Consider the following 23,757-nt stretch of genomic DNA (forward strand, 5'->3'; position numbering starts at 1 on the left):
CCTGCGCGCGGGCGTCGGATGGGAACCTTGGATCTGGGGCTCATTGCTGCGGCGTCAAGTCTTGGGGGCCAAGACATGCGCGGATCACGCAGGCGTGCCTGGAGCACAGCCTGCGCCGACTGGCACTGATGGAGTGAACCCTTGAGGGATCAGTTCTTCTTGCGGAACGCGTCCAGCGAGACGACGTCGGCGCTGGCGTCGGGCTTCGCCTCGGCCTCGCCCTCTTCGTCGCCGGTTTCCTTGTCGGCTTCGCCCGTGGCCTCATCGCTCGATACGGCGCGGGCGGCGGAGATCTGCGTGACGTCTTCGCCTGCATCGTCTTCCGAATTTGCGAGCGTCATCTTTTCCACGTCGCTCAGTGTGCGCATGGCATCGCCAGCGGCAACCACGTCGGCAGGCAGTTCCTCCGCCGTCTTGCCGGGCTCGAATTCGAGCGCGAACTGGACGGAGGGATCGAAGAAGCCCTTGATCGCGGAGAAGGGAACCAGAAGCCGCTCCGGCACGCCGCCAAAGGAAAGCCCGACCTCGAAGGTGTGTTCAGTGATCGCGAGGTCCCAGAACTGATGCTGGAGAACGACCGTCATTTCCTGCGGGTAACGTTCACGCAGGCGATTGGAAATGCGAACGCCGGGGGCCGTGGTGTCGAAGGCGATGTAGAAGTGATGCTCACCGGGAAGGCCTGTGCGGGCCACTTCGGTCAGGATCTTCTTCACGGCGCTGCGAAGCGCGTCCTGGATGATGATGTCGTATCGGATCAGGTCTTCGGGCATGGCTGTTCGACATTGAGGGCCACGCGGGCCGGTTGACGTTGAAGGCAACGTAGAGTGCCTGCGTACCGTTCCAATCGGGCATCCGTCAGGATGCGGATTCGGTTCAGATGACTGTTGTTGCGCGACCATAGACATGTCACGCGGAAAAAGGAAAGCAACCAAAGCCGCAAATGACAGGCTTTTCCTACCTTCTCGCCTGTTCAGTGAACAGGAAGTGGAGGTGTTCAATGAACAGAAAGTGGAGGCTTCTGTTGCCAGGTGCCTCCGAACCCCGCCTGCCAGTGCTACCCGACAGGGCTTTAAAGGACTACCGGCACCGCATTACGCGGCGACAGCGTTGTCCATAGCATAGTTGTCGTTTGCAACTATTGATAAGGCCCGATAACGGCGGAACCATGCCGAGCGAAAGAACAGTCTTTACACCCTCGTCGATCCTATTTCGCCCCCGCCGGAACCCACCGCTCACTCGATCAAGCGCGGATTTGCGCGTCGAGACATCGATGGGCTCGGGTGGAGGCGCCGGGTACCGCCCCCGGGTCCGATAGGCTTATTTCACTGACCATTTATCGCCATAGCCGGGTTGCCCCGGCACGGCGAATATAGGGATTGGCACGGCTAATGAAAAGAGCTAGCGCGCGGGGAGGGTGTGTTTGACGGGGAAAGACCCATTGAACCCCTCGCACGGTTCTTGAAGGCGTGGTGGGGGTGGTGTTCAAGAAGCTGGAACAGGGAAAGCGGGGAGCCGACGGGTTTTCCTTGCCATGACGTGCCGAGGCTCCGACCCTTTGCCTCCAACGAATCGAAAGAAACGCTCCATGCAGCAGTATCTCGACCTCATGCAGCGCATCCTTGATGAGGGTGCGGTGAAGACCGACCGGACGGGCACGGGCACACGCTCCGTGTTCGGCCACCAGATGCGCTTCGATCTGGCGAAAGGTTTTCCGCTGGTCACCACCAAGAAGCTGCATCTGCGCTCCATCATCCACGAGCTTCTGTGGTTCCTGAAGGGCGATACGAATATCGCCTATCTGAAGGAAAACGGCGTCTCCATCTGGGATGAATGGGCGGACGAGAACGGCGATCTGGGCCCTGTCTACGGCGCGCAGTGGCGCTCGTGGCCAGCACCCGACGGCAAATCCATCGACCAGATCACACAGATCCTCGACGATATTCGCCGCACGCCCGACAGCCGCCGCCTCGTCGTTTCCGCGTGGAACCCGGCGGATCTTCCCGACATGGCGCTGGCGCCGTGCCATTGCCTGTTCCAGTTCTATGTGGCGGACGGCAAGCTTTCCTGCCAGCTCTATCAGCGCTCCGCCGACGTGTTCCTCGGCGTACCCTTCAACATCGCGTCCTACGCGCTTCTCACCATGATGGTGGCGCAGGCGACGGGGCTGGAATATGGCGATTTCGTCCACACGCTGGGCGATGCGCATCTCTATTCCAATCACATGGAACAGACCGCGCTTCAGCTTTCGCGCGAGCCGAGGCCGCTGCCGAAGATGTTGCTGAACCCGGATGTGAAGGACCTCTTCGCCTTCCGCTTCGAGGATTTCACGCTCACCGATTACGACCCGCATCCCCATATCAAGGCCCCTGTCGCGGTTTAAGCGCGGGGGAAGAAAACGCCGGGGGAGGGATTAGTGGCTGAGCGGGTTCAAACGGTTGTGGTGGGGGCGGGCGTCGTCGGTCTATCGATCGCCCGTGCTCTGGCCAGGGCCGGGCGCGAAGTCATCGTACTGGAGCGTCACGGCCTCATCGGATCTGAGGTATCCGCGCGCAATTCGGAAGTCATTCACGCCGGGCTCTACTATCGGTCCGACTGGCTGAAGACCCGGCTTTGCGTTGCGGGCCGTCAGGCGCTTTATCCCTATCTGGAAAGCCACGGCGTCGCCCATGAGCGGATCGGTAAGCTGGTGGTCGCTGCCGATCGCGAGCAGGTTACCCGGCTTGCGGGCATCATCGAAGGTGCACGTGCCAATGGCGTGAACGATCTGCGGCTGCTGTCGGCGGAGGAAGCCCGTGCGCTTGAGCCGGAGGTGGCCTGCGAAGGTGCGATCCTGTCGCCGTCCACAGGCATCGTCGATGCGCATGGGCTGATGCTGGCCTATCAGGGCGATGCGGAAGAGGCGGGCGCGATGGTCGCCTATAACGCACCGCTGGAAGGCGGGCGTATCACGGGCGAGGACATCGAGCTTTGCGTGGGCGGGGAGGCCCCGATGCGGCTTCTGGCGCAGGAGGTGGTGATCTCCGCCGGGCTTGGCGCGCAGGACGCGGCGGCTGCGATCGAAGGGTTTCCGGTGGAAACGATCCCGCCGCTTACCCGCGTGAAAGGCAACTACTTCGCGCTCACGGGCAAATCGCCTTTCTCGCATCTCATCTATCCGGTGCCTGTGGTCGGCGGGCTCGGTACCCATGCGACGCTTGATCTCGGCGGACGGGTCAAGTTCGGTCCCGATGTCGAATGGCTTGAGGATGGCGCGGGCTCGGCAGAGACCTACGATGTTGATCCAGGGCGGGCGGCAAGTTTCTACGAAAGCGTCCGGCGCTATTGGCCGGATCTGCCCGACGGGGCGCTGGTGCCCGATTATGCGGGCATTCGCCCGAAATTGTCGGGGCGTGGCGAGCCGGCGCGCGATTTTGCCATTCACGGGCCTGAGGTCCACGGCATCAAGGGCATTGTCGCGCTTTACGGGATTGAATCGCCCGGTCTGACCGCCTCGCTGGCCATCGGGCATCATGTGGCAGGCCTTCTGGGGTATGAACCGAACAGGGGAATAAGGGAATGAGCGTCTCCATCGCCATTATCGCGGCGGTTGCGGAAAACGGGGTGATCGGTCAGGACAATGACATGCCCTGGCGGTTGCCCTCGGACCTGAAGCACTTCAAGGCCGTGACGCTTGGAAAGCCGGTGGTGATGGGGCGCAAGACCTTTCAGTCCATTGGCCGTCCTCTGCCGGGCAGACCCAATATCGTGGTGAGCCGCAATCCTGACTATTGCGCTGAAGGAATCGAGGTGGTGCCCTCGCTGGAGGCCGCCTTGGAACGGGCCAGGGCGCTCGCTGCGGAGGCGGGATGCGGTGAGGTCATGGTGATCGGTGGCGGAAACCTCTACGCGCAGGCCATGAAGATCGCCGATCGGCTCTATATCACCGAGGTCCACGCGCAGCCGGAAGGGGATACGCGGTTTCCGGACATCGATAAGGCCATATGGCGCGAAAGCGCGCGTAATCCCGGCGAACGGTCGGAGCGCGATAGCGCCGAGGTGACCTTTATCACCTATGAGAGAAACACGATTCCGCAGTGAAGTTGCGAATGGGTGCGATCTTTGCGCCCAAGCGTCAGGCGGGGCTGTTGAATTCCTCGGCAAAAACCCCACTTGCACGAAAACCTGTGTCAAACCTTGCCAGACAAGATGCGGCGGAGGACGGCGCAGGTGCCGGAGGGGCGTTCGTTGAAAGGCGGTGGCAAGTCGCCTATAACCTCGTCTCGAGACTTGTATGACACGAAGACCGCGGTCCGAACATTCCTATCAGGCGTCGTTCGACGTCAGGCGGACCGGTGACAAAGGATGTCTTGATGCCTTGGAGTAACCAGAGCGGAGGCGGCTGGAAGGGCGGCGGCGGTGGCCCTTGGGGAAATGGCGGCGGAGGTCAGGGCCCCTGGGGCAATGGTCCGCAGCGTGGCGGCGGCGGCGGTGGCGGAAATCCGCCCGATCTTGAAGAGCTTCTGCGCCGCAGCCAGGATCGCCTGCGCAATGTGTTGCCCGGCGGCGGTGGAAATCTCGGCGCCAAGGGCGTCCTGTTGGCGATCATCGTGGCCGTTGCGGTCTGGTTGCTCACCGGTTTCTATCGGGTCGAGCAGGACGAGCTTGGCGTGGAACTGGTCTTCGGCAATGTCGTCGGCCGCACCCAGCCGGGCCTGAACTACAACTGGCCCTATCCGGTCGGTACCGTCTACACCCCGGCGGTGACCCGTCTGCGTGAAACGACGGTCGGTACGCGTGAACTCGTCACTTCGCGCGGCATCTCTTCCAACGATGTACCGCAGGAAAGCATGATGCTGACCGGCGACGAGAACATCGTTGACGTGAACTTCAAGGTTCAGTGGCGCATCAAGGATGCGGTCAACTACCTGTTCAACGTGGAAAACCCGGAAGTGACCGTGAAGGCGGTGGCCGAAAGCGCCATGCGCGAGGCGGTTGGCGCGGGCAAGATCGACGAGATCCTGACCGAAAACCGCGCGCCCATCCAGCAGGCCGTGCTCAAGCTGATGCAGGAAACCCTGGACAGCTACCAGGCCGGTATCTTCATCACCGAAGTGCAGATGCAGAAGGTTGATCCGCCGACCCAGGTCATCGACGCCTTCCGCGACGTTCAGGCCGCACGCGCCGATCAGGAGCGTATCCAGAACGAGGCCCAGGCCTATGCCAACAAGGTCGTGCCGGAGGCACGAGGCGAGGCGGCACAGGTTCTGGAACGCGCCAACGGGTATCGCGATCAGACGATCGCCGAGGCCGAAGGTCAGGCTGACCGTTTCGTGAAGGTCTACGAGCAGTACCGCAATGCACCGGACGTGACCCGCGAGCGTATCTATCTGGAGACGATCGAGAAGGTGTTCCGCGACACCGACAAGATCATCGTCGACGACAATAACGGGAACGGCGTGGTGCCCTATCTGCCGCTTGAACAACTGGGACGAACGACCACCGGCAATGCTCCGGCGGCGGGAGGTGCGCGATGAAAAACGGATTTTTCGGCTTTCTCGCCATCGTCCTCGTGGGTCTCGCCGTGTTGGGCTACATGTCGTTCTTCGTGGTCAACCCGACCCAGCAGGCGCTGGTTCTGCAGTTCGGTGAAATCCGCCGGACCGCTCAGGAACCGGGGCTCTATGTGAAGATCCCCTTTATCCAGAACGTGGTGATCCTCGATCACCGCCTGCTGGATCTGAACATGGATTCAAAGGAAGTCATCGCGGCGGACAAGAAGCGTCTCGTGGTGGATGCCTTCGCCCGCTACAAGATCTCCAACCCCGTGCTGTTCTACCAGACGGTGAACAACGTGCGTGAGGCGGACCTGCGTCTGTCCACCTTCCTCGACGCCTCGCTGCGTTCGGAACTGGGCCGCGCGCTTTTCACCGACGTGGTGCGCGACCGCCGTGCCGACCTCATGGAGGCAATCCGCAAGGATATCGACCGCCGTTCCAACGAGATCGGCGTGAACGTGGTCGATGTGAAGATCCGCCGTGCGGACCTGCCGGAGGCCAACAGCCAGGCGGTGTTCCGCCGCATGCAGACCGAGCGTCAGCGTGAGGCGACGGAAATCCGTGCCCAGGGTGAAGAACAGGCTCGCCGCATCAAGTCGCGCGCCGATCGTGACGCCACGGTTCTGGTGGCCGAAGCCAAGCGTGATGCGGAAAAGATCCGTGGTGATGGCGATGCGGAACGTAACCGTATCTTCGCAGAGGCCTACAGCAAGGATCCGGAGTTCTTCGCCTTCTACCGGTCCATGCAGGCCTATCTGACCGGCATGAGCTCCGGTGACACGCGGATGATCATTTCGCCGAAGTCGGACTTCTTCCGCTTTTTCCAGGCTCCCGAAGGCAGGGCGGAAACTCCCGCAGGTTCGGCGGCACCGGCGGCGGCAGCCCCCGGTCAATGAATGACTTCATAACGGCGCTCGGGCTGGTATTCGTCATAGAGGGGACCCTCTATGCCCTCCTGCCCGGCGCCCTCAAGCGCATGATGTCCCAGGTGCAGGATGCGCCCGACCAGATGCTGCGGCTCGGAGGTCTTGCCGCACTCGGGTTCGGGGTCTTTGTCGTCTGGCTCGTGCGTGGCTGAAATCCCTGTCCCCGCCCGCACTCGCGGCGGGGGCAGTGCTTTTGCGTAAGGGGCGCCCGCGTTGACGCGGACTTGATCCCTGCGGACAGCGGAAGTCACTTTTCCGGCGTATTTCGGGTTTCATTGCGTCAGACACTTTTCTACTCTTCAGATCGACTGCGCCGGTTTGCGCGCCGGAGGCGAAACCCTCAAGGCGACATCCCTTCCGGCATTGAACAGAATGCCTTTGTCAGCAAGACACTTCAGTGGATAGGAGAATGGCCTATGGCCTTTAAGGTCCGCACCGGATTCATGGTTCGCAATGCGTCTGCAGCCTGCTTCGCACTCGCCATGGGCGTCAGCGCCGCCGGCGGCGCCCTTGCGCAGGACTTGACCAAGACCGCCCCTCCGGTTTCCGTGCTCGCAGGTCCCGCATCCGTGGCGGATCTTGCGGAGAACCTGCTTGATGCGGTGGTCAATATCTCCACCTCGCAGACGGTGGCAGCGCGCCGCTCCGTGCCCATGCCGCAGCTTCCCGAAGGGTCTCCCTTTCAGGAGTTCTTCGACGAGTTCTTCAACCGTCAGAACAAGGATCAGGATCAGCCGCGGCGTGTTCAGTCGCTGGGCTCCGGTTTCGTGATCGACGGCAAGGAAGGCATCATCATCACGAACAACCACGTGATCGAGGGCGCCGACGAGATCACCGCCAATTTCAATGACGGCACCAAGCTGACGGCGACGCTGATCGGGCGGGACAAGAAGACCGACCTGGCGGTGTTGAAGGTGAAGCCGGAAAGCGAGCTGAAGTCGGTGTCCTTCGGCGACAGCGAGAAGCTGCGCGTCGGTGACTGGGTGATGGCCATCGGAAACCCCTTCGGGCTCGGTGGAACGGTGACCGTGGGCATCGTGTCGGCGCGCAACCGCGACATCAATTCCGGTCCCTATGACAACTTCATCCAGACCGATGCGGCCATCAACCGGGGCAATTCCGGCGGTCCGCTGTTCGACATGTATGGCAATGTCATCGGCATCAACACAGCGATCATCTCGCCCTCGGGTGGGTCCATCGGCATCGGTTTCGCCATTCCGTCCGATACGGCGACGCGTGTGATCGCGCAGCTTCAGAAATACGGCGAAACGCGTCGCGGCTGGCTGGGCGTTCGTATCCAGCAGGTCACCGACGAGATCGCGGAAAGCCTCGGCATGGACAAGGCCCGCGGCGCGCTGGTGGCAGGCGTGGATGAAAACGGCCCCGCAGGCGAAGCGGCGATCGAGCCGGGTGACGTGATCCTCTCCTTCAACGGTGAGGATGTGCCGGAAATGCGCGAGCTTCCGCGCATCGTTGCCGACACCGAGATCGGCAAGGAAGTCGACGTCGTCATCCTGCGCAAGGGCAAGGAGATGACGGTGAAGGTCACGGTCGGACACCTGAAGGAAGGCGACAGCGAAGACGCTGCGGTGCCCGATGAAGGCGGTTCGGATCAGAATGCGGTCGAACCAGAAGTGATCAGTGCGCTGGGCATGGAATTCGCGGTGCTCGATGATGAAACCCGCGAGAAATACAAGATCGATCCGGATGTCACGGGTGTTCTGGTCGATGCGGTCGAGGGCGGCAGTGCTTCGGATGAAAAGCGCATCGTAGCCGGTGATGTCATCGTGGAAGTCGGGCAGGAGCCGGTGGAGACCCCGCAGGATGTCGTCAAACAGATCGAGCGTCTGAAAAAGGAAGATCGGCGCACGGCGCTTCTGTTGCTCTCCAACGCCAGGGGCGAGCTTCGCTTCGTGGCGGTGCGGATCGGCGACGCGCAATAGGTCTCGCCGACATCGCACAAGCGTGAAAAAGAAGGCCGGTTCCGCAGTGCGGGACCGGCCTTTTGATTGGCAAGGGCAGATTTGCGCAGCTTAGTCCGCGCGGAAATCCGCCTCGCAATAGCCTTGCAGGTAAAGAAGTGCGGTCAGGTCGCCATGGTCGATACGGGCGGCAGCCTGTGCGGCGACCGCGGGCTTGGCGTGGTAGGCGACGCCGAGACCCGCATCGCGGATCATGGCAAGATCGTTGGCGCCGTCGCCCACCGCCATGGTCTCATGCGCGCCAAGGCCCAGCTCTTCCCTCAGCCGGTGCAGGTGGCTGCGCTTTGCATCCTGACCGAGGATCGGTTCGCGCACGGTGCCCGCCAGCATGTCGCCGTCGGTTTCCAGCGTGTTGGCGTGGTTTTCGTCAAAGCCGATCGCGGCGGCGATGGCGTTGGTGAAGTGCGTGAAACCGCCTGAGACCAGCGCGCAGCGCGCGCCATTGGCCTTCATGGTCTGGATCAGGGTACGACCACCCGGCGTCAGCGTGATACGCTCCGCGATAACGCGATCGATGGTGGCGACCGGCAAGCCCTTCAGCGCGCCGACGCGTTCACGAAGCGCGGGCTCGAACTCGATCTCGCCACGCATGGCGCGCTCGGTGATCGCCGCGATCTTGTCCTTCAGGCCCAGTTCGGCCGCCAGTTCGTCGATGCATTCCTGGCCGATCATGGTGGAATCCATGTCGGCGAGAAGCAGGCGCTTGCGTCTCCCATCGCCCTTCTGCACAAAGAGATCGACCGGCTGGCCCGCCAGTGCCTCGCGCAAGGTGGCGGTGAGGGCGGTCATGTCGGCGATGCCCGTTCCATCGAAGGGAATATCTGCCGCCACGCCGGGCTTCAGGAGGCTCGCCTCACCTGCACCGGGCAACAACCGGGCGCTGCGCGCGACAAGGGCGGAATCAACGGCGGGCTCTGCGGGATTGGAGATGAGCGTTGCGACGTGTGACATGAAGGATCCGATTGAGACAATGGGCCGGGCGCGTGCGGTTCTGATAGCTGGCCCGACGGCAAGCGGCAAGTCGGCTTTCGCGCTGGCGATTGCCCGCGCGTGCCGGGGCGTGATCGTCAATGCCGACAGCATGCAGATCTATCGCGAAATGCGCGTGCTGTCCGCCCGCCCGTCTGCGGAGGAAGAAGCCGGGATCGAGCACCGGCTTTACGGCCATGTCAGCGTGCGCGAGCCCTATTCCGTCGGGCGCTGGCGCGACGAAGCGGAGGCTGTCCTGGCGGAATTGCGCGCGCGCGATGTGCCGGCCATCGTGGTGGGCGGCACGGGGCTCTATTTCAAGGCACTGAGCGAGGGGCTCTCCCCGGTGCCGCCAGTGGATGAGGCGGTGCGGGCTCATTGGCGCGGGCTTGCGGGGGAGGTTGGCGCGGCTGCGCTCCATGCAGAGCTTGAAAAGCGCGATCCCGTCATGGCCGCGGCGCTGGAGCCCACGGATGCGCAGCGCATTCTCCGTGCGCTGGAGGTGGTCGAATCGACCGGGCGGTCGCTGGCCGATTGGCAAGCCCAGGTGGGCGCGCCGCTGGTTGGGGACGATGCGCTCAGGCTCGTCATCGCGCCCGAAAGGGCATGGCTTCATGCGCGCATCAATGCCCGCTTTGAGGCGATGGTGGCGGAAGGCGGGCTGGAGGAAGCCCGCGCATTGGCGCAAATGAAGCTCGATCCGGCCATGCCCGCGTGGAAGGCTATCGGTGTGCGGCCGCTTGCCGAAGCCGCAATGGGCGAGCGCGATCTGAGTGAGGCCATCGAACGCGCCAAGACCGACACGCGCCGCTATGCCAAGCGGCAGGAGACCTGGTTTCGCAATCAGATGGGCGACTGGCCGCGCGTGACGCCCGCGGAGGTCGAGGAAACCGCCGCGCGTGTCGCGACGGCTCTCGGAGGCGCAGGCCGGTGAAAGTGCCGGAGGACTTGCGGGAAGGATGTCTCGGTTCCCCCTGGATCACGCAGCGCACCGCGCCGCGCAGGCTGTCGCAGGCACCGGGAGCCTATGTGCTTCTGATCCGCTTGGGGCGCCGCCTCGCCATCGATTTGCCGCGTCTCGGCAATCCGGTTCTGGAGCGCGGCTGGTATGCCTACTGCGGCAGTGCTCATGGGCCCGGCGGAATACGCGCGCGGGTCTTGAGGCACATGCGCAAAGACAAGAAGGTCCGCTGGCATGTGGACCGACTAACCGTCGCGGCCAGTGAGGTCCGCGCAGCCACATTCTTCGACATGAGCGAATGCGATCTGGTCGCCCGGCTGCTTGAGGTGGGGTTCACGGTGCCGGTCGCCGGGTTTGGAAGTACGGACTGCGAAAGCTGCCCGGCGCATCTGTTGCGCTGGCCGCAGATCGGGTGACGTCGCAAACTGCGACGAGTACTGGGTTCACCCGTTCCCGGGAGGCGGGTCAGGCGGCAGGTGGCTCCACGAAGACGGCTTCGATCGTTGCCTGATCCATGATCCGCCATTCGCCCGGCGCAAGATCGTCCGGCAAGGTCAGGCCGCCGATACGGTCACGGTGAAGCGTCTCCACGTGGTTGCCGACGGCGGCGAACATGCGCCGGACCTGATGGTAGCGCCCTTCGGTCACGCTGAGGCGGGCGGTCGTCTCGTCCACGACATCGAGAATGGCGGGGGCAAGCGGCTTGTCCTCGCCCTCAAGCATCAAGGTGCCTGACGCGAAGACCTCGCCCTCGTTGCCTTTCAAAGGTCGCGCGAGCGTTGCCACATAGCGTTTGGCGACGTGGTTCTTCGGGGAAATGATCCTGTGCAGCAGGGTGCCGTCATCGGTCAGCAGGATGAGGCCGGAGGTTTCCTTGTCGAGCCGTCCGACGGTGGAAAGCGCCGGGTCGCGCCGCCGCCAGCGTTCCGGCAGCAGGGAATAGATGAGTGGGCCGGCTTCCTTGTGTGAGCACGTCACGCCTTCCGGCTTGTTCAGCATGAGGGCGACGCCGGGCAGCGGGTCGAGCGGTTCGCCGTCGATCTGCATGCGTTCGGGCAGGTCAGCGTCCAGGGCGATGCGGCCATCGGCCTTGCGCAGTTCCGCACCGTCGAAAACGATCCGGCCGGAACGCGCCAGTATCTGGATCTCGCGGCGTGAGCCGTAGCCGAGATTGGCGAGAAGCTTGTCGAGACGGATCGCCTTTGCCTTGCTCATTTGCGGGCCTCGAAGAGTTTGAAGCCCGCGATCTCGCCGCGCGGCTCCACGCGGGAAAAGACATCGCGCAAGGGCGCTTCATAGGGCAGGTGACGATTGGCGGTCAGCCACAACACGCCCCCCTTGCGCAGGGCTGCGCTGGCGCGGCGGATGAAGACCTGACCGAGTGTGCGGTTTTCGTTCCCGGCATCGTGGAAAGGCGGGTTCATGACCACGAAATCGAGCCCGGAAGGCAACGTGCCCATGCGGATATCGGCCCAATGGGCGGCCACGCGCGGGTCCTCGATATTGCGCCGTGAGGCCTCCACCGCGCGCCGGTCGATGTCATAAAGGTCAAGCTGCGTGACGTCCTTCGAGGTCAGCACATGTTTGGCCAGAATGCCGAGGCCAGACCCGAAATCCGCGCCACGTCCTGAAAGCGGCGGCAGGACTTCCAGAAGAGCCGCGCTTCCCGGATCCATCCGGTTCCACGAGAAGATGCCGGGCTGGGTCCACAGGCCAAGCTTTTCATCGAAGCGCAAGCTGCCTCGCGCAATCGCCGTCTCCAGCCCCTCAAGCGTCTCGGGCCGGGTTCCCGTGCAGATGCGGTGATGGTGGCGCGAGGTTTTGCTGAAGTCTGTGCCGAAGCCCTTCAGCTCCTTGGCAAGACGGCTGCCGCCGCGGTCCTTCGGCGCCAGAATGGTGAAGGGCGCGCCGGGCTTCAGCGCGCGCAGGCCATGCGCCAGGGCGAAGGCGCGTTCGTCCGTGCCGGGAGGCGCGAGCATGATCAGGTCGTCGAGCGCGGCATCGGCCAAGGTTTCGAGGGGCTGTGCGCCGGGCACGAGCGGGGACAGCTGCAGCGCGTGCGGCGAAATTTCGACGAGTTCGCGCGGTGGGGCGCCATAAAGGCCGTTCTCAATCATGTGTATCAGTTGGATCCGTTCTCTGCGGACGTGGTGATTTGCCAAGCCGACTGAAATCTTTAGGCGAATTCTTCAGTCGCGTAAAACAGACAATTATTTCCCATGTAAACATAATTGTTGATCGTATGTGTCACGTCAAATTGATCGTAATATTCTGGAGGTAAGCAATAAACTGTATGAATATATCTGCATAGAAAATGAATAAGTATATTATAAATATTAAATATATTACACAGGGAATGGTTCGATGTTTCCATTTAGATCAAGGATATCGATACAGTTTTCGTTATTGGCATTCTTTATGTCGGTCGCCGTGGGAATTGTTGGCGGGTTGTCTCCAGCCGCCGCGCGATGGGATGGGCTTCGCACGAAAGAGGATGCGGGGACGCTGCGCTGTGTCATCACAGGGCCGATCAGGCCTGTCTCGGCCAGCACGTCATCTTCGCCGCCATCGGCGTTCGCAGCGGGCGTCGTCGATGTGCTCGTCGAAGACGATGGCGGCGCGATGGTGGCGCGCATTGCGCAAGTCGACATCGGGATCTGGACGGCCACGGAGGCCGGGGACGCCGACAGGGTCTATCAGATCTACCTCGATCCCGTCGCAGCTTCTCCCTCCCAGCCATTGCAACACGGCAGGCTTCAGATCCGGGTGCCGGCTCTTGCCTTGACCATCGCGACCGATGAGGCTTCGAGCCGTCCCTATGCAGCCGCAACGGTTCTGCTGGCCGGAAGCCTCAATCGCGGGCGTCTCGCCGGGCAGTTGCGTGTCGCGCTTCCCCGCGAGAGCGGAACGGCTCCCAAGGTCTTTGTCCTCGACGCGCTGCAATGCTCGGCGCGCTGGCCGAGCGCGCGGTTGCAGATTGAGGTCATGCGCGATGGAAAACCCTATCCGGTGGATGTGGAAATATCCGACGGTCGCTTCCGGCGGTCGTGGAAGGGGATCACGCGGCTCGATGAAATCGTGCCGAGTTACGCGACCTATCGTCTGCGCTGGTCCCTGCCGGCGGATACCGGGGCAAAGGGGGCGGCCGGGGTGCCGCGGATGGTCACCGACATCATTCCAAGGCTCATCATCGCTCCCGGCGACGTCGCGCGCCTGACGGTCAATCCCTTCGATCCGGCGGGCATGAAACCCGTGGCGCCGGTCATGTTGGCGTCGGAAAACGGGGCGAAGACGGAGGTCAGCTACACTCGGGAGGTCTCACCGGACGGGTCCGTGGCGCTACAGGTCGATATTTCCGGCCGACCGGGATCTTTCGTCATGCTTGATTCACTGTCCGGCGTTGCCGGCGCCACCCGTGACGGTCAGGACCAGCGCGACGGGTTCACCTCGCCGCTTGGTCCCTTGCAGGCGAGCTGCAACGTCAAGGGTGGTCCTCCCGGGGTTGCCGGCAATCTGAAACAGGCTCCGGCGACGAACGTCCCTGGTGGCGAAGGTGGAGCCCCGCCGGACCCTGACAATGGCGGGACCGGCGGAAGCGGCAGCGGTGGCGGCGGTGGGCCCTGTTCGTCGACGGCGGACAACAATACCTGCGACCAGAACTACTGCGCCATCATTCCGCCGTCGGGGAAACTCACGCTGAAGGCCCGGGCAACGCCGATCCCGACGGGTCAGCGCGAGATCGCCCTGGGCGCATTTCTCCACAACGGGGCGTCCCACATTCCTCAGCAGGTGGTGTTGCACAAGGGGCTGAACGGTCCGGTTGTCGAGGACCGGATCCTGCCCGCAGGGCCGTTCATCGTGGAGCGCGGCGCCTATGTTCTGCGCGTTCCCGTCGGGGCGGGCGGGCGGCCGTCCTATGACCTGCCGATCGCGATCGATGCCGCAAACCGGCGGATCACCCAAGTCCAGGTGGATGCGCCAACGCTTGCGCAACTGATGAACGAAGGTGTGCGGCTGGTTGCCGATGTCAGATTGGGGGAGGCAGCGCGGGCGATCGACAGTTATCGGCTTCCAGATGCGCTGATGGCCGAGACGCTTGCAGACGACACGGGCTGGCTGGCGGCTTGCGCGCCCAAGGGCGCAGCGATCAGGGAGGTCAAGCAGGCGCCTGTCGGCGGCGGGGGCGCACCCCTGCCCGAGCCGAAGGCGAGCCTCGTGCGTTTCGAGGCGGGAGGCCTCGCTTGCACGACCGTCGCAGTGCCGAGCGGACATGTCCTGAGCACGTTCGTCTTGCAGGCACAGCCTTAAGGGAAAAGTCGGTCAAATATCGAGTATCTGCACAGAGCATCCCGCGTTCGGTTGAACGCGGGATGCCTTGTCATTTCAAAGGCGCGTGATGCTCAGCCTCAACCGGCTTTCAGGGCATCCGGCATGGTCTGTTTCTGACGCAGGGCCAGCTTGTTCAGTGCGGAGACGTAGGCGCGCGCGGAGGCAACCAGCGTGTCGGTATCCGCGCCCTTGCCGGTGGCGATGCGTCCGTCTTCCTGCAGGCGGACAGAAACCTCCGCCTGGGCATCCGTTCCCTCGGTCACCGCATTCACCTGATAGAGCGCCAGCTTGGCCTCATGCGGCTGCACTTCGCGGATGGCGCGGAACGTGGCGTCCACCGGGCCGTCGCCATTGGCTTCCTTGGTGATGTGCTGGCCATCCACATCCATGGTGATAATGGCCTTCTGCGGGCCACCGGTGCCGGCGATGACCGTCAGCGCGATCACCTTGGACATCTCGCCTTGCGTGGAAATCTCGTCTTCCACCAGCGCCTCGATATCCTCGTCGTAGACGTTCTTCTTGCGGTCTGCCAGATCCTTGAAGCGGCGGAAGGCGTCGGCAAAGGCGTTGTCGCCCAGCTCAAAGCCCAGCTCCAGCAGCTTCTCGCGGAAGGCGTGGCGGCCGGAATGCTTGCCCATGACCAGCGAGGTCGCCTTCACGCCCACGTCTTCCGGCTTCATGATCTCGTAGGTCTCGGCATTCTTCAGCATGCCGTCCTGATGGATGCCGCTTTCATGCGCGAAGGCGTTCTTGCCGACGATGGCCTTGTTGTACTGAACGGGGAAGTTCGACACCGCAGAGACCAGCTTGGAGGCGCGCATCATGTATTGCGGATTGACCGAGCAGGTGTAGGGCAGCACATCGTTGCGGGTGCGGATCGCCATGACGATTTCTTCCAGCGCCGCATTGCCCGCGCGCTCGCCCAGACCGTTGATCGTGCATTCGATCTGGCGCGCACCACCTTCGACACCGGCCAGGGAATTGGCGACCGCCAGCCCCAGGTCGTTGTGGCAGTGGACGGAGAAGATCGCCTTGTCGGCGTTCGGCACGGTCTCGCGCACACGCTTGAACAGCTCACGATACTCGGCGGGGGTGGTGTAGCCCACCGTGTCGGGAATGTTGATGGTGGTGGCGCCGGCCTTGATGGCCGCTTCCACGCAGCGGCACAGGAACTCGAACTCGGTGCGGGTGCCGTCCTCCGCGCTCCATTCCACGTCATCGACCCAGTTGCGGGCACGGCCCACGCTGTCGCTGACATGCTGCAAGACCGCTTCCGGCTCCATTTGCAGCTTGTACTTCATGTGAATGGGGGAGGTGGAAATGAAGGTGTGAATGCGGGCCTGTGCGGCGGGCTTCACGGCTTCGGCGCAGCGGTCGATGTCCTTGAAGGAGGCGCGAGACAGGCCCGCGATCACGGAATTCCTGGAGCGCCGCGCGATTTCCTGAACGCTCTCGAAATCGCCGGTGGAGGCGATCGGAAACCCGGCCTCGATGATGTCCACACCCATCTCGTCGAGCAGGGCCGCGACCTGCAGTTTTTCCTCAAACGTCATGGAGGCGCCGGGCGACTGCTCGCCGTCGCGCAAGGTGGTGTCGAAGATGCGGACGTGATCGGTGGCGGCGGCTACAGCGCCGTTATTGGCTTCGGTGCCGGTGTTCTGGGCGGTCATGACTGGGCGTATCCTTCGGTATCCGAGTGCCGGGACCTCATGCGTGAAAAGGAGGCCGGGCAAAAACTTTCGTGCTGGCTTGTGGCTCGATGTCTTGAAATCCCCTGAGTGCCCGCCCTCAAACACGGGCAGTCGACGCTCAGGGGCAGATAAGGAGGAGCGCGCCGAGAAGCGAAAGGGAAAGAAGGGCAGCAAGAGACTGGACGCCGCGCGGATGCGCGTCGATCGCAAGTGCCGAAATGGTGCGGCGGGCGATCATGGGTCCCGTTACTCTCCAGTGCTGCAGGTTCCCGTCTCAGTATCGGGAACGATGCTTTGCCAAAATCTCAGGCTCTGCCTGCCGTCAGTTTCGCGGCTGGCGATTGCCGAATGATTAACGACGGTGTTTAGGCGATGATTTGAGATCGCGCAAGCCACTTTGTGAGGCGTGACTCGCGAAAACTTCCTGATTGTGTCGCCGCGTGCCCTAAAGGAACAGCTCTCCGCGCGCTACAATGACCGCCTGGCCGCCAATACGTACAGCGTCCAGCGCATTGGCTTCCACATCGATTTCCAGGTCGATCAGTGACGGGCGGCCCATCTCGAAACCCTGCTCGATTCGAATGTAATGGGTCCCGTCGGTGGGCTTGTCGAAATTCATGATCACGCCGGAAAAGGCCGCTGCCGCCGACCCGGTCGCCGGGTCCTCGCCAATGCTCATGGAGGGGGCGAACATGCGGGCGCGGAACGTCGCGCGGTGGTTGCGATGATCGCGGCAATAGAGGAAGGCGTGGTTGTGATCGCCGTCGCCGAAGGCGGCCTCCCAGGCGCTCAGATTGGGCCTTGCGCGCGCCATTGCATCAAGGCTGGCCAGCGGCACGAAGGCGAAGGGAACGCCCGCCTCATAGGTGCTGGGACGGTGGTTTTCAAAACCGATATCCGCGCTGTTGAGGTTGAGGGCGGTGGCCACTTCGGCCTTGTCTCCAAGGCTCATGCCAACGGGCTGGGGCAGGCGGGGAATGTCGAATTCGGCAAAGCTCGCCGCGTTGGGGGTCAGCTTCACGCCGCAGCGCACGGGTCCGACCTTTTCCTCCAGCACCACCATGGCGTCCTGGGGGCGGTCCAGATCGCCGAAGCGTTCACTGGCCAGAAAAACGGCCGTGCCGATGGTGGGATGTCCGGCAAAAGGCAACTCACGTCCCGGTGTGAAGATGCGGATGCGGGCGGAATGGGCCGGGTTTTCCGACTTGAACACGAAGACCGTCTCGGAGAGGTTGAACTCCCCTGCGATCTTGAGCATCGCCGCATCGTCAAGCCCGTCGGCCTCCAGCACGATCGCCAGCGGATTGCCCGAAAGCGCCTGGTTGGTGAAGACGTCGAGGATAGCGTAAGGGTGCGGCATCAGAAGTGTTCCCGGCTTCAAATTGGCGTTCGCATCGCAACGTGTGGGACGGTCCCTCAACGCCTTCCAATACCTGAAAGGTGGGCAGGGCGGCCAATAAAATAAATCCCTTAAGGGCAGGAATTTGGCGGACGGCAAGTGTGATTTCGGGGCGCCTTCCCGTCAAGTCATGCCGAACGGCTATAATTTCTCTGCAAAAACCAAGAACGGGCGTGTTTTCCAAGGTGCTTTGCGTATTTGGGCAGTTCCGTGCCTCATGGTTAATTTTGCGTAAATCCGATTGCCGTGTCGCGATGCGCCCTGGATCTGGTACCGGTTGCCGGGAGATCCGAAGTGGCGCAGTGGGCTGTTGGTAAAGAACTTAAGTGAATGTACATACTTTTACGTCACAATTCACTAGGGAGTAATAACGGGTAGGCCGCGTCCTGTTCTGATGGTGAGGAAATGGCGATGAAAACCATTCGTGCAAAGTTGACTCTGGTGATCGTGGGGTTGGCTTTACTTTCATCGGTCGCAATTTTCGCGGTCACCCAATGGGTGTCGGAGCATATGGCGGAGACGGCCCTCACGCGGGAGGTGCAGGGGGCCGGGCAGCAATTGAAGGCGATGATCGCATCGGAAAGTCAGCAGGCGCTGATGCTGGCGAGCCTCGTTGCCGGAGATGCCGGGGTGCAGGAGAGGTTCGCCGCTGGCGATCGCGATGGTCTTGCGCGGGAGTTCGCCGGCTCGTTTGCGGATTTGAAGAAGACTTTCGGCGTCCGTCAGTTCCAGTTCCATCTGCCGCCGGCGATCTCGTTCCTGCGGGTGCACAAGGTGGAAAAGTCGGGCGATGATCTTTCCGGGTTCCGCAAGACCGTGGTCAAGACCAACGCGACAGCCAAACCGGTTTGGGGGCTGGAAAAGGGCGTCGCGGGGATCGGCAATCGTGGCGTCGTGCCTGTGTTCAAGGGGGACGAGCATATTGGCTCGGTCGAATTCGGGCTCGGTTTTCACGACAAGTTCGTCGCTGCCTTTACCGCGCAGAGCGGGTACCGGTTGGCGGTGTTGCGTCCCACGGACGATGGCTACGATGTGATCGGCAACACTCTGCCAGAAACGGTCTCGCCTACGGGGCTCATGAACGAGCTGACCGGTGAGGGCAGTCGGATCGAGAGCGGCGATTACCAGATCACGCGCCTTTCGGTGGGCGACTATTCGGGCAAGCCGATCGCGGTCGCGCTGCTTGCGGTTGATCGGTCCGCCTATCGTGCCATTGCCCTGACCGCGCAACTCACCGGCATTGCGCTCAGCGGTCTGCTTCTCGCGATCGTGGGCTTGATCCTCTATTTCGCCAACCGCTCGGTTCTGAAGCCACTGAAGCGCGTCGCCGACGATATCGTCGCGCTTGCAGGCGGGGCGCGCGATATCGAGGTGCAGGGCACGGGCCGTGCCGACGAGATTGGCGATATGGCCCGAGCGGCCGATATCTTCCGCGTCAACGCGATTGAACGGGAACGGCTGGAGGCGGAACAGGGCCAGAGCCAGAAGGCACGGGAAGCGCGTCAGGAACGCATCGAGCAACTCATCGCGACATTCCGCGCCTCGTCTCAGGATCTTCTTTCCTCCGTGGAGGCGACCAACAGGGGCCTTCAATCGACCGCGGCAGGCCTTGAGAGTGTCGCGGCAGCGAGTGCGGAGCAGGCGAGCGCGGCGGCGGAGGCTTCCGGAGAGGCGGCGGGGAATGTGCAGACCGTGGCCTCGGCGGCGGAAGAGCTGTCGTCATCGATTTCGGAAATCTCCAATCAGGTCGTGCGCACCACGGAAATCGTGGCCCAGGCCAACAGCGCGGCGCAATCGAGCAACGAAAAGGTGGCCGGTCTGGCGCATTCGGCCCAGAAGATTGGCGATGTTGTCTCGCTCATTCGTGACATCGCGGAACAGACGAACCTGTTGGCGCTCAACGCCACCATCGAAGCCGCTCGGGCGGGGGAGGCCGGTCGCGGTTTCGCGGTCGTGGCCGCAGAGGTGAAGGAACTGGCCACCCAGACCTCCAGGGCGACGGAGGAAATCTCCACGCAGATCGCGTCCATTCAGGCGGCAACGGAAGATACGGTGAACGCGATTGGCGCCATCTCCGGCACGATGAATGAGGTGAACGGCTATACGTCCGCGATCGCGGCGGCGGTGGAACAACAAGGTGTCGCGACGATGGAAATCAGCCGCAATATTCAGAATGCGGCCGAACTGACCCAGACCGTCGTGCGCAATATCGGTTCATTGGATGAGGCGGTGCACGAGACCAACCAGTCGGCGGCCTCGATGCTCACCGCGAGTGGTGACGCAACATCCAAGTCCGCGACATTCCGCGAGGAGATCGCACGGTTTCTGAAGGCTGTCGCAGCCGCTTGAAGCCGTGACCCGCGCTTGAATGAGAAAAGCCCCGTCCGGACTGTCCGGGCGGGGCTTCGCTTTTTGAGGTCTGGCGACCCCGAAGGGGCTTCAGTGTGTCGACGAGGGCACCCTGCTTGATCCCCCGCGACCGGCGTTGGCCGGCGCAGAGGACCGAAGAGCCGTGGATCGCGCCAGCCGACAGGGTCGACTTAGTTCTTGGACTTGTCGACCAGGGCACCCTGCTTGATCCCCCGTGACCGGCTTTGACCGGCGCAGAGGACCGAAGAACCGTGGATCGCGCCAGCCGACGGAGCCGACTTAGTTCTTGGACTTGTCGACCAGGGCGGCCTGCTTGATCCCCCGCGACCGGCTTTGACCGGCGCAGAGGAACAAAGAGCCGTGGATCGCCCCAGCCGAGCGGGCCAACTTAGTTCTTGGACTTGTCGACCAGGGCACCCTGCTTGATCCACGGCATCATGCCGCGGAGTTTTTCGCCGACTTCCTCGATCTGGTGGGCGTCGTTGTTGCGACGGGTGGCCTTGAAGCGGGCCTGACCGGCCTTGCATTCCTGCATCCACTCGGAGGTGAACTGGCCGGACTGGATCTCTTCCAGAACCTTCTTCATCGCGGCCTTGCTCTCAGCGCCGACAACGCGCGGGCCGGAGCGGTACTCGCCCCATTCAGCGGTGTTGGAGATGGAGTAGTTCATGTTGGCGATGCCGCCTTCGTAGATCAGGTCCACGATGAGCTTGGTCTCGTGCAGGCACTCGAAATAGGCCATTTCCGGTGCGTAGCCGGCTTCCACCAGGGTTTCGAAGCCGGCACGGATCAGCTCCACGAGGCCACCGCACAGAACGGCCTGCTCGCCAAAGAGATCGGTCTCGCACTCTTCCTTGAAGGTGGTCTCGATGATGCCGGCGCGACCGCCACCCACGCCGGAGGCGTAGGCGAGCGCAACGTCGAGGGCATTGCCGGAGGCGTCCTGCGCCACGGCCACGAGGCAGGGCACGCCGCCGCCGCGCGAGTATTCGGAGCGCACGGTGTGGCCCGGGCCCTTGGGGGCGATCATGACGACGTCAACGGTGGACTTCGGCTCGATCAGGCCGAAATGCACGTTCAGGCCGTGGGCAAAGGCCAGCACGGCGCCGTCGCGGATGTTGGGGGCGATGTGGTCCTTGTAGATGTCGCCCTGCAGCTCGTCCGGGGTGGCCATCATCATGAGGTCGGCCCAGGCGGCGGCGTCCGCAACGTTCTTGACCTGGAAGCCATCGGCCTCGGCCTTCTTGGCGGTGTTGGAATCGGCGCGCAACGCGATGACGATTTCCTTGACGCCGGAATCCTTCAGGTTCAGCGCGTGGGCGCGGCCCTGCGAACCATAGCCGATGATGACGACCTTCTTGTCCTTGATGAGATTGAGGTCGGCATCCTGATCATAATAAACGCGCATGTTATCTCCTTCCACGTGTTTGTTTTATCTCTTAAATTCCAGCCGCTCCGGCAGGGGCTCCCCAAGAGGCTGAAGCGGAATTCTCAAGCGTTCGAAAGCGCCTCCAGCGAGCGTTCGGTGCAATAGAGGCGGCAGAACTGGTTCACTGCGTTCTCGGCCTGGGCTGAGAAATCCTCCTCGCCCGGCTCCAGCGCGTCGCCCAGCAGAAGCCGCAGGTGCGTGTCGCGCACGATGAGGCCGTAGAATGTCGAATAGGCGGCATTGGCGTCATCGAAGACGAGATGGCGCTGGCGTTTGCCTGCCAGAAGCAGGGCGCGTCCGCGCGCGGTGACAAAATGCTTGCCGCGTTCCACCAGCAACGTGCCGAGTGGGCTTTCCGGCCGCGAGGCCTGGCCGATGGCGAGCCGGTTGAGCGCAAGCGAAACGTCTCCGGCCAGAACCGTGAGAAGCTCGCGCGCAAAGATGACGAGACGTTTGCGATAGCTTGCAGCGTCGAGTGCGGCTTCATCCGCACCGAGCGGGCGCACCTTGGAGGCCTGGAAGGTCACCACCGCTGCCAGCAGGCCGTCGCGGTCGCCGAACCACTTGTAGATGGATTCCTTGGAGCAATTGGCCGCGCGGGCGAGGCCGGCGGTTGTCAGACCCTTTTCGCCGCCTTCCACCAGCAGCGACAACGCACAGGTCAGCACCGCCGCCTGGCGCGGCGTGAAGGTGCTGTCATGGCTGCTATCGGCCTGTTCGGCGGCGCGGGGCATTGGCGTTTCCCAAAGTCTTGTCGTCTCGGCCAGTCTCTTGCGGGCTGGCTTGGTTCCGGTTCGTACAGCGGGGCCGGGGGCTTCGGAGGGCCTGCTTCGGGGCGATCCGACAAGCCGCTCAGTCCTCATGGCTCCGGTGCTGCTTCCGTGTCGCAGAGCCGAACCGTACCGTACGGTTCGTTACAATTGCGCCATCGCCACCGGGAGTCAAGCGGGATGTTTCAGTTGCCGCTTAAACGTTCGTTGCAGGTAGGGCCGGACTAAGGGGGAGCGGGGCCGCGGCCCATTAGCTGCCTGCGCGCTTTTGTTGGCGGGCGGGCAGTCAAGGGGCGGTGCTCAAGTCCGTTTCATGATCGCGGGCAGGTGGTCCGGCGGGCCGCAGGCTTGGGTGGCACAGGTCGTCAGGGCGCTTCCGTGAATTGACATTTATCTCGCTATGGCGGGCCGTATCCTTGATGTCGGGCTGCCAGGCGAGAAAACCGTACATTGATATCCTTGCAAAAATTCATCTAAGATATATCTTAGAGCTATCGAATTAGGAAAACGGAGGCTAACCAGCCGTGAAAGGGAATGGACATATGCAAGGTCGACACGGTCCGCATGGCGGATGTTGCGGCCATCATGGGCGCGGTCATGGCGCCGGTCATGGTCCCGGTCGGGGCGCGGGTCGTGGTCGCGACCATGCGTGCGAGGAAGATCAGGGCCGGATCTTTGGCAGCGGGCCGGGATGTGGCGGCGGCGGCTACGGGCGCGGCGAGCATGGCTTTGGCGAGAATTGCGGCGAGGGTCCGCAGAGGCGCATGCGCGGCGGCGGTCGCGGTCGCGGCTTTGACGAGGATTTCGGTCCGCGCGGCGGTGGCCGCCCTCATGGCGGCCGCGGGCGGCGGCGGATGTTCGATGGCGGGGAGCTTCGGCTCGTGCTGTTGAAGCTGATCAGCGAGACCCCGCGCCACGGCTATGATCTCATCCGTGCCATTGAGGAGCGCACAAGCGGCGCATACGCGCCGAGCCCCGGTGTCGTCTATCCGAGCCTGACGATGCTCGCCGAAATGGACCTCATCTCGGAAGCTCCCAGCGAGGGGGCCCGCAAGCTCTTTGCGGTCACTGAAGCCGGTGCGCAGCATCTCGTTGAACAGGAGCCTGTGGTTGAGGCGCTGTTGAAACGTCTGGATGCGGTTTCGGTGATGCAGGAACGTACCGACGCGGTGCCGGTCCGCCGCGCCATGCACAATCTGCGCGAGGTCATTCACAACCGGCTGGTCGCGGGCGTGGACGAGGACAAGCTGCATGAGCTTGTCGCTCTGATCGACGAGGCTGCGGGAAAGATCGAGCGCCTGTGAGGCTGTTGCATTGCGCCGTCACGCCGGGCGGCGCACCAACAAGGCGTTGGAAGAAGGGCCCGGGCGTTTCGCGCCGGGTCCTGTCTTTATATC

At 62.9% G+C, this 23,757-nt stretch carries 20 protein-coding genes and 1 other RNA gene; 12 read left to right on the forward strand and 9 right to left on the reverse strand.

Going from position 1 to position 23,757, the window contains the following annotated elements; all coding sequences use genetic code 11:
- Window positions 1-149: 149 nt before the first annotated feature.
- Together ABGM93_RS00460 and ssrA are read right to left on the reverse strand one after the other, a co-directional pair.
- Window positions 150-770: a ClpXP protease specificity-enhancing factor SspB gene (locus ABGM93_RS00460; RefSeq protein WP_321502409.1), complete on the reverse strand. Its 621-nt coding sequence runs from the start codon at window positions 768-770 to the stop codon at window positions 150-152.
- Between the two features lie 237 nt (window positions 771-1,007).
- Window positions 1,008-1,399: a transfer-messenger RNA gene (gene ssrA, locus ABGM93_RS00465) on the reverse strand.
- A 186-nt stretch (window positions 1,400-1,585) separates the two neighbouring features.
- Between ssrA and ABGM93_RS00470 the strand changes: the two genes are divergently transcribed.
- From ABGM93_RS00470 to ABGM93_RS00500, 7 genes are all read left to right on the forward strand, one after another.
- Window positions 1,586-2,380 carry a thymidylate synthase gene (locus tag ABGM93_RS00470; protein WP_321502411.1) on the forward strand — a complete coding sequence of 265 codons (795 nt, stop codon included), beginning with the start codon at window positions 1,586-1,588 and terminating at the stop codon, window positions 2,378-2,380.
- Window positions 2,381-2,413: 33 nt separating this feature from the next.
- The gene (locus ABGM93_RS00475; RefSeq protein WP_321502413.1) at window positions 2,414-3,559 is read left to right on the forward strand and encodes an NAD(P)/FAD-dependent oxidoreductase; all 1,146 of its coding nucleotides are present in this window, start codon (window positions 2,414-2,416) and stop codon (window positions 3,557-3,559) included.
- Window positions 3,556-4,077: a dihydrofolate reductase gene (locus ABGM93_RS00480; RefSeq protein ID WP_321502415.1), complete on the forward strand. Its 522-nt coding sequence runs from the start codon at window positions 3,556-3,558 to the stop codon at window positions 4,075-4,077. Before ABGM93_RS00475 ends, ABGM93_RS00480 begins: the two co-directional genes overlap by 4 nt.
- A gap of 272 nt (window positions 4,078-4,349) precedes the next feature.
- Complete coding sequence (gene hflK, locus ABGM93_RS00485) at window positions 4,350-5,513, forward strand: FtsH protease activity modulator HflK (RefSeq protein WP_321502417.1); 1,164 nt, start codon at window positions 4,350-4,352, stop codon at window positions 5,511-5,513.
- Window positions 5,510-6,430 carry a protease modulator HflC gene (locus tag ABGM93_RS00490; RefSeq protein ID WP_321502419.1) on the forward strand — a complete coding sequence of 307 codons (921 nt, stop codon included), beginning with the start codon at window positions 5,510-5,512 and terminating at the stop codon, window positions 6,428-6,430. Before hflK ends, ABGM93_RS00490 begins: the two co-directional genes overlap by 4 nt.
- A complete protein-coding gene (locus ABGM93_RS00495; protein ID WP_321502421.1) occupies window positions 6,427-6,612 on the forward strand; it encodes a DUF2065 domain-containing protein in 186 nt (61 codons plus the stop codon). The genes ABGM93_RS00490 and ABGM93_RS00495 overlap by 4 nt, the downstream gene beginning before the upstream one ends.
- Before the next feature lie 264 nt (window positions 6,613-6,876).
- Window positions 6,877-8,403: a DegQ family serine endoprotease gene (locus tag ABGM93_RS00500; RefSeq protein WP_321502425.1), complete on the forward strand. Its 1,527-nt coding sequence runs from the start codon at window positions 6,877-6,879 to the stop codon at window positions 8,401-8,403.
- A gap of 90 nt (window positions 8,404-8,493) precedes the next feature.
- On the opposite strand, the gene serB is transcribed toward ABGM93_RS00500, so the two are convergent.
- Entirely contained in the window at window positions 8,494-9,393 is a 900-nt protein-coding gene (serB, locus tag ABGM93_RS00505) for a phosphoserine phosphatase SerB (RefSeq protein ID WP_321502429.1), read from the reverse strand.
- Here serB and miaA point away from each other — a divergent pair.
- Together miaA and ABGM93_RS00515 are read left to right on the forward strand one after the other, a co-directional pair.
- On the forward strand, window positions 9,392-10,345 hold the full coding sequence (gene miaA / locus ABGM93_RS00510; RefSeq protein WP_321502433.1) for a tRNA (adenosine(37)-N6)-dimethylallyltransferase MiaA: 954 nt from the start codon (window positions 9,392-9,394) through the stop codon (window positions 10,343-10,345). The two genes, serB and miaA, sit on opposite strands and share 2 nt — an antisense overlap.
- Window positions 10,342-10,788, forward strand: coding sequence for a GIY-YIG nuclease family protein (locus ABGM93_RS00515; RefSeq protein ID WP_321502437.1), 447 nt, complete (start codon window positions 10,342-10,344; stop codon window positions 10,786-10,788). Before miaA ends, ABGM93_RS00515 begins: the two co-directional genes overlap by 4 nt.
- Window positions 10,789-10,837: 49 nt before the next feature.
- Here the strand turns inward: ABGM93_RS00515 and ABGM93_RS00520 are convergent, their stop codons facing one another.
- Both ABGM93_RS00520 and ABGM93_RS00525 read right to left on the reverse strand, forming a co-directional pair.
- Window positions 10,838-11,587 (reverse strand): 16S rRNA pseudouridine(516) synthase, encoded by a 750-nt coding sequence (locus ABGM93_RS00520; protein ID WP_321502440.1) that lies wholly within the window; start codon window positions 11,585-11,587, stop codon window positions 10,838-10,840.
- The gene (locus ABGM93_RS00525; protein ID WP_321502446.1) at window positions 11,584-12,489 is read right to left on the reverse strand and encodes a methyltransferase; all 906 of its coding nucleotides are present in this window, start codon (window positions 12,487-12,489) and stop codon (window positions 11,584-11,586) included. The genes ABGM93_RS00520 and ABGM93_RS00525 overlap by 4 nt, the downstream gene beginning before the upstream one ends.
- 478 nt (window positions 12,490-12,967) lie before the next feature.
- Between ABGM93_RS00525 and ABGM93_RS00530 the strand changes: the two genes are divergently transcribed.
- Complete coding sequence (locus tag ABGM93_RS00530) at window positions 12,968-14,680, forward strand: hypothetical protein (protein WP_321502449.1); 1,713 nt, start codon at window positions 12,968-12,970, stop codon at window positions 14,678-14,680.
- Between the two features lie 98 nt (window positions 14,681-14,778).
- Here the strand turns inward: ABGM93_RS00530 and ABGM93_RS00535 are convergent, their stop codons facing one another.
- Together ABGM93_RS00535 and ABGM93_RS00540 are read right to left on the reverse strand one after the other, a co-directional pair.
- Window positions 14,779-16,371 (reverse strand): 2-isopropylmalate synthase, encoded by a 1,593-nt coding sequence (locus ABGM93_RS00535; protein ID WP_319775616.1) that lies wholly within the window; start codon window positions 16,369-16,371, stop codon window positions 14,779-14,781.
- A 466-nt stretch (window positions 16,372-16,837) separates the two neighbouring features.
- Window positions 16,838-17,752 carry a PhzF family phenazine biosynthesis protein gene (locus tag ABGM93_RS00540; protein WP_321502452.1) on the reverse strand — a complete coding sequence of 305 codons (915 nt, stop codon included), beginning with the start codon at window positions 17,750-17,752 and terminating at the stop codon, window positions 16,838-16,840.
- Window positions 17,753-18,202: 450 nt separating this feature from the next.
- On the opposite strand from ABGM93_RS00540, the gene ABGM93_RS00545 reads away from it, so the two are divergent.
- Window positions 18,203-20,140, forward strand: a complete 1,938-nt coding sequence (locus tag ABGM93_RS00545) for a methyl-accepting chemotaxis protein (RefSeq protein ID WP_321502454.1) — start codon at window positions 18,203-18,205, stop codon at window positions 20,138-20,140.
- Window positions 20,141-20,549: 409 nt separating this feature from the next.
- On the opposite strand, the gene ilvC is transcribed toward ABGM93_RS00545, so the two are convergent.
- Both ilvC and ABGM93_RS00555 read right to left on the reverse strand, forming a co-directional pair.
- Window positions 20,550-21,569 (reverse strand): ketol-acid reductoisomerase, encoded by a 1,020-nt coding sequence (gene ilvC / locus ABGM93_RS00550; RefSeq protein ID WP_321502455.1) that lies wholly within the window; start codon window positions 21,567-21,569, stop codon window positions 20,550-20,552.
- Between the two features lie 83 nt (window positions 21,570-21,652).
- Entirely contained in the window at window positions 21,653-22,324 is a 672-nt protein-coding gene (locus tag ABGM93_RS00555) for a TetR/AcrR family transcriptional regulator (protein WP_321502458.1), read from the reverse strand.
- Window positions 22,325-22,902: 578 nt separating this feature from the next.
- Here ABGM93_RS00555 and ABGM93_RS00560 point away from each other — a divergent pair.
- The gene (locus tag ABGM93_RS00560; RefSeq protein WP_321502460.1) at window positions 22,903-23,664 is read left to right on the forward strand and encodes a PadR family transcriptional regulator; all 762 of its coding nucleotides are present in this window, start codon (window positions 22,903-22,905) and stop codon (window positions 23,662-23,664) included.
- Window positions 23,665-23,757 lie beyond the last annotated feature (93 nt).

The organism is Breoghania sp. (assembly GCF_963674635.1).
Classification (GTDB): domain Bacteria; phylum Pseudomonadota; class Alphaproteobacteria; order Rhizobiales; family Stappiaceae; genus Breoghania.